Raw genomic sequence first — 6,016 nt, 5'->3', positions numbered from 1 at the left:
GCTCCGGCGGAATCGAGCTTGAAAAGCTTCCCCGCAGTCTGGTCGGTCACCCAGATGTTGCTTCCGTCGAAGACGATACCGACCGGACCGGTAAATCCCGTCGTGACGGTGGCGACGGTCCAGGGTGTCGAGGAGCGGGGGGTGATGATCGAGACGCTGCCGCCGACATTCGCGGTCCAGATCTTGTTGCCGTCGAAGGCGATGCCCTCGGGACTGTTTCCCAAGTTGCTGGCAACGGTCGTCACCGCGCCGGGCGAGCCGGCCGGATCGATCATGTAGAGACTGCCGGGGGTGGACGCGCCGACGACGAAGACTTTCCCCATCGCGACGAGCACTCCGACCGCGCCCGCTGCGCCCGTCCATGTGCCGAGGTTCTTTCCATCACTCGCCCGGATACGCGAAACGCTGTCGTCATCGAAATTCGCCACCCAGACGTCCGCTCCATCGCTCTTGAGTCGCACCGGACTGCTCCCGACGCTCGTCAGGCCGAGACTCGCTTTGTCGTAATGCGGCGTCATCATCCACCACTGATCGAGCGCCGCTCGCGAACTTCCCCTGAGCAACGATTGATCGAGCGTTCTCGTGACGAAGGCCGCCATCTGTTCGCGGGGGACGTTCGCCGACGGCTCATACGTCGTGGCGCTCGTGCCGTTCGTCAAGCCCGCGAAATACGCCTCGGCGATTTGCGCGCAGAAGTTGGTCGAGCCCAGATCGGTGAACGGCAGCCCGAAGCTCGAGCAGTCCGCGAGCACTCGAAGCCCTGCTCCCATGAAGAGAATCGCCGCCCATGCAGCAGCCATCCATCCGAGAAGTCTCCCGGTACGCGTCGCCATCTTCGCCTCCTGTTTGAAACAGACTACCCCAAGGGGGGCTCGGGAGGCTCGAGGACGAAGACCCGCGCCACCGCCGGACGGCGGAGCGCCACCGGCCGGACGGTTCGGGAGATTCGCGCGGGTCAGAAGAGATTGATGCCGCTCGTCGGGTCCTGCTGCTGGAAGTGCGTGCGCAAGCTCCAAGTCGAAATGCGTTCCGGGAGCCAGGCCTCCTATGAGGTGAGGCCCCGCTCCGCCATCCTTCCTTTCGCCAGCGAGAGAGCGGGGAGAGTGCCGATACCGGCGAAGCAGCAACACCGAGGATTCCTAGAGCAGGTCTAGCGCGATTGCGGCCGGTCGAAGGTTCGCGCTATGGGGACTTGCGGTTGCTCAACGCGCTTCCTGGCGCTCCCGATCCCGGGCGGCGAAAAACGGCTCGAGCACGCGGCGATCCCAGGATCGAGCGCGCGGTAGAATTTTCCGCACAAGGCGAAGGAGGAAATGCCTCATGAAGCGTTTGCTTCTCGTTGCTCTGTTTTGCGCGGGCTGCGCAACGACGATCGCTCCCGGCGCCGAGAAGATCCGAATCACCACGAACCCGAAAGACGTCGAAGGCTGCAAGCCCGTTGGCTCCGTCGACGCCCGGGGACCGTTCAACCTCCCGGACGATTGGGAGCGCGAGCTCCAGAACCAGGCTCTCGGACTCGGAGCCGACGTCGTCTTCCGGACGGGTCCCCTCGCGATGACGGACCACGTCAGCGGCGTCGCCTACCGCTGCCAGCAGCCGAAGCCGTGAAAGGGCGAGTCGCGAGGCGAATGGGCGGATCGACGTCGTCCCGAGGTCGACGAAGCCTCCGAATCGCCGGGCTCCTTCATCCCGTGGCGGGCCGGCAGACTCGCGCGCCTCGCGAAGGCCGGGCTCAGATTTCCAGGGGTGCCCCGGGCGATTCGAACTTCTGCCCGCAGTAGAGGCACTTCGCCGAGCTCTCCACGACTCGCGGGCGTCCGCACGAGGGACAGCGGGGCGCGGGCGGTCTCTTCTTCGCCTCCGCGATCGCGATCGCCGCGGTCGCCTCGAACGGAAGCTTCGACGAATCCTTCGCCGTCGCGCGCCCGATCAGGAAAACGCCGCTCCAGAGGAGGGCGAGCGTCACGAACACCCCGAAGATCCAGAGGAGCGGGGCCGAGCCGGCCTGTTTCGGATCCGAGAGTCCCGCGACCAGCCGGAAAGCCTCGCGGACCGCGATCGCAACGAGAGGCGCGGTCGCGATCGCGGCGAAGAGAACCGGCTTCTTCACGCCGCCGCGGGCCGTTCCCGGGTATTCATGAGCCGGCGGGCTGCCGGGAGTCGCCGCCGGCGTACGCGGCGGGATCCGCCATCAGCCGGTGGTTCTCGACGAAGGCCGGATATTCCGCCAGGAGCGCCCAGAGATGGATGACGAGCGCGCCGACGCTGGCCGAAAGGTGCGCGATCCGGGCGATTCCGCGGATTCCCGGGGCGGCCGTGTGCACCCAGCCGCCGAGAACGAAGGCGGCGATGGCGGCGAGCATCGCGAACGTCGCGGGTGGCGACGTCTTCGCCTTGAACCGCCGGAGCGCGCGGAGCACGCCGATCCGCCGGTCATCCGCCCATCCGGCCATCTCGTCCTTCACCAGCCTTCCCGTTCCGATGAAGTAGAAGAGGACCATCGATTGCGAAAAGAGCGAAAGGAGCAGCGTCGGGATCGCGTAGAGCACGTGCCGCGTCACGAGGAAGCGAATCATCGGGTCGTGCGGTCCATGGGCCGCGACGACGAATCCGAAGAACGACGTCACGATGAAGCCGGCCGCGGCGGCCGCCGTCCCGAGGAGCAGAGCGAGAGCCATCGCGCGGAGGATAGCGCACGGCCGCGGCGTTGCGCGGCGTCGCGCCTGCGAACGCGACGCCCGGGATAGAATCGACGCGCCTCATGGCGGAAGCGTCGACGCTCTACGACATCTTCACGGGATTCGCCGCATCGGGAAAGGACGCGGTGCAGATGCGCCGCGAAGGTCCCGGCCGGTGGACCTCGGTCTCGGCGCGCGACTTCGGCTTCACGGTGCGCTGCCTCTCGCTCGGCCTGAACGCCCTCGGCATGCAGCCGGGCGACCGCATCGCGATCCTCTCCGAGAATCGTCCGGAGTGGGCGATGACCGACTACGCGATCGTCTGCGCCGGCGCTCTCTCGGTCCCGATCTACTCCACGCTCCCGGCGGACCAGATCGTCACGCTGCTCCGGGACAGCGGCGCGAAGATGATCGTCGTCTCGACGGCCGAACAGCTCGAGAAGGTCCGCTCGATCCGCGCCGATTGCCCCGCTCTCGACCACGTCATCGCGATCGACGCGGATCCGCCGGACGAGCCGGGCTGCGAACGCTGGATGAAGACGGTCGACCGCGGCCGCGGGAACCTCGAGATGGGTTCCACCGTGTTCGAAACCCGGGGGAGCCGCATCCGCCCCGCGGACCCGTGCACCATCATCTACACGTCGGGAACGACCGGCGAGCCGAAAGGCGCGGTGCTCACGCACGGCAACTTCGTGTCGAACGTCCGCGCGTGCTGCGAGGTCGTGCCGTTCGAGTCGAGCTCGACCGCCCTCTCGTTCCTTCCCCTCTCCCACGTCTTCGAGCGCATGCTCGATTACGCGTTCGCGTATCGGCTCTCGACGATCGCGTATCTCGGCGACCTCACGGTGCTCCGAAACGCCCTCGTCGAGCTCGAGCCGACCGTCTTCGGGGCCGTTCCCCGGGTCTACGAAAAGATCTACTCCGCGGTGCAGGAAAGCGTCGCCGGATCGGCCGTCAAGCGCGCGATATTCGCGTTCGCCGCGAAGCAGGGGCGGCGCCGCCTCCGGCGCCTCGAGCAGGGGGAAAAGGACCCGACCTCGCTCGGCATCCGCATCGCGGATCGCCTCGTCTTCTCGAAGCTGCGGGCCCGGCTCGGGCGCCGGTTCCAGTTCGCGATCTCCGGCGGCGCGCCGCTCTCGCGGGAGCTCGCGGAGTTCTACTGGGGCGCCGGAGTGACGATCTACGAAGGATACGGACTGACCGAGACCTCGCCGGTGATCTCGGTGAACGGGCCGCGCGCGTGGAGGCTCGGAACCGTGGGGCCTCCCGTGCCCGGCGTCGAGGTGAAGATCGCCCCGGACGGCGAGATCCTCACGCGCGGGCCGCACGTGATGCAGGGCTACTTCGGGAAGCCCGCCGAGACGGCCGAGGCGATCGACCGCGACGGATGGTTCGCGACGGGCGACGTCGGGGAGCTCGAGGACGGTTTCCTGCGGATCACGGACCGCAAGAAGGACCTGATCGTCCTCTCGGGGGGGAAGAAGGCGGCGCCCCAGCCGATCGAGAACGTGCTCAAGCAGTCGCCGCTGATCGAGATCCCGATCGTCATCGGGAACGGCCGGAAGTTCGTCTCGGCGCTCATCGTGCCGAGCTTCGACGCCCTCAAGCGTCTCGGCCTCGGCGGCGCGCCGCTCGACGGCCCCGAGGTCCGGCGTGCGTTCCAGAAGGAGATCGACGCCTACAACGCGGGGAAGGCGCACTACGAGCAGGTCCGGGCCTTCGCGCTCCTCGACCACGACCTGACGCTCGACGCGGGCGAGATCACTCCGACGCTCAAGGTGAAGCGCCGGGTCGTCGAGGAGAAGTTCCGGAGCGTGATCGACCGGATGTACGGGGAGAAGCCGGATGCCGCGTGACGTCGTCGTCCTCGACGGCGTCCGCACCCCGTACTGCCGAATCCAGACGGACCTGAAGGACGTCAGCGCGGTCGATCTCGGCCGCATCCCGTCGGTCGAGCTCTTCGCGCGGACGGGGCTCGGCCCGGATCGGCTGGACGAGGTGATCTTCGGGAACATCGCGACCCCGGCAGACGCCGCGAACATCGCCCGCGTGATCGCGCTCCGTGCCGGAGTTCCCGAGTCGGTGCCCGCGTTCACGGTGGGACGCAACTGCGGCTCGGGCGCCGAATCGATCGCCGACGCGTTCCTCCGGATTCGCGCGGGCGATCACGCGATGGTGCTCGCCGGCGGCGTCGAGTCGATGTCCGCCGTCCCGCTCCTCTACGGCGAGCCGGCGAAGAGGAAGTTCCTGGGAATGATGAGCGCGAGGTCGATTCCCGCCCGGCTCTCGGCCGCCGCGAAATTCCGGCCGCGCGACTTCAAGCCGGTCGTCGGCCTCGAGCTCGGCCTCACCGACCCGGTCTGCGACCTGAACATGGGGCAGACCGCGGAGGTCCTCGCGAAGGAATTCGCGATCTCGCGCGAGGAACAGGATGCGTACGCGCTCCGCTCGCACCAGCGGGCCGCGGCCGCCCGGGCGAAGCTCGCCGAGGAGATCGTGCCGGTCCCGATCCCGCCCCGCTACGACCGGCTCGCGACGATCGACAACGGGGTCCGCGAGAACCAGACGATGGAGGCGCTCGCGAAGCTCAAGCCCTATTTCGACCGGAAGTTCGGGACGGTGACCGCCGGAAATTCGTCGCAGATCACCGACGGGGGCGCGGCGGTCCTCGTCGCGTCGCTCGAAGCGGCGCGGGGCTACGGCGTGCGGCCCCTCGGTTTCGTTCGGGGCTTCGCATTCGCCGGCATCGACCCCGCCCGGATGGGTCTCGGACCCGCCCTCGCCGTTCCCATCGCGCTGAAGCGCGCCGGCATCGCCTGGAAGGACGTGGGACTCGTCGAGCTGAACGAGGCGTTCGCCGCCCAGGTCCTCGCCTGCGCCCGCGTGTGGGGCTCCGCCGAATGGCACGCGCGGCACGGCTCGACGGCGATCGGCGAGCTCGATTTCGAGCGCACGAACGTCAACGGAGGCGCGATCGCGCTCGGCCATCCCGTCGGGTCGACCGGGACGCGCCAGGTGATCACGCTGCTCCGTGAGATGCGAAGACGGCAGGTGCAGTTCGGGGTCGCGACGATGTGTATCGGGGGCGGCCAGGGCGGCGCCGTGGTTGTCGAACTCGCTAGTTAGTCAGGGCGCGGACGATGCATCGAGCCGGGCGGGCGCGTGCTGTCCGCGAGACCCTGCGACCTACACCCCCCTAGGCCTCGGGATCTCGCAGCCGCCCCGCATCCCGCCGGGCTCGCGCCTCGCCGCGCCTCGGCTGAGGTAGGCCGTCCGCTCGAGTAATCCAAGGACCCGACCATTCCCGATCGGTCGCGCCGCGGCAGCGCACCGTGATA

At 68.3% G+C, this 6,016-nt stretch carries 6 protein-coding genes; 3 read left to right on the top strand and 3 right to left on the bottom strand.

Features of this window, described 5'->3' with window-relative positions; genetic code table 11:
* Positions 1-833, bottom strand: an 833-nt coding sequence (locus VFS34_17075; GenBank protein HET9796163.1) for an S-layer homology domain-containing protein, incomplete at its 3' end; no start/stop codon positions are given.
* Positions 834-1,320: 487 nt separating this feature from the next.
* On the opposite strand from VFS34_17075, the gene VFS34_17070 reads away from it, so the two are divergent.
* Positions 1,321-1,608, top strand: coding sequence for a hypothetical protein (locus tag VFS34_17070; protein ID HET9796162.1), 288 nt, complete (start codon positions 1,321-1,323; stop codon positions 1,606-1,608).
* Between the two features lie 124 nt (positions 1,609-1,732).
* Here VFS34_17070 and VFS34_17065 read toward each other — a convergent pair whose 3' ends face one another.
* Together VFS34_17065 and VFS34_17060 are read right to left on the bottom strand one after the other, a co-directional pair.
* A complete protein-coding gene (locus tag VFS34_17065; protein ID HET9796161.1) occupies positions 1,733-2,110 on the bottom strand; it encodes a hypothetical protein in 378 nt (125 codons plus the stop codon).
* Positions 2,111-2,135: 25 nt separating this feature from the next.
* The gene (locus VFS34_17060) at positions 2,136-2,678 is read right to left on the bottom strand and encodes a hypothetical protein (GenBank protein ID HET9796160.1); all 543 of its coding nucleotides are present in this window, start codon (positions 2,676-2,678) and stop codon (positions 2,136-2,138) included.
* Between the two features lie 83 nt (positions 2,679-2,761).
* Between VFS34_17060 and VFS34_17055 the strand changes: the two genes are divergently transcribed.
* Positions 2,762-4,534: a long-chain fatty acid--CoA ligase gene (locus tag VFS34_17055; GenBank protein HET9796159.1), complete on the top strand. Its 1,773-nt coding sequence runs from the start codon at positions 2,762-2,764 to the stop codon at positions 4,532-4,534.
* Positions 4,524-5,804 carry a thiolase family protein gene (locus tag VFS34_17050; GenBank protein HET9796158.1) on the top strand — a complete coding sequence of 427 codons (1,281 nt, stop codon included), beginning with the start codon at positions 4,524-4,526 and terminating at the stop codon, positions 5,802-5,804. Before VFS34_17055 ends, VFS34_17050 begins: the two co-directional genes overlap by 11 nt.
* Positions 5,805-6,016 lie beyond the last annotated feature (212 nt).

The sequence above is a fragment of the Thermoanaerobaculia bacterium genome, from assembly GCA_035717485.1.
Lineage (GTDB): Bacteria > Acidobacteriota > Thermoanaerobaculia > UBA5066 > DATFVB01 > DATFVB01.
Note: the sequence above shows the minus strand (reverse complement) of the source record. Positions and strands in the feature narration are given on the sequence as shown.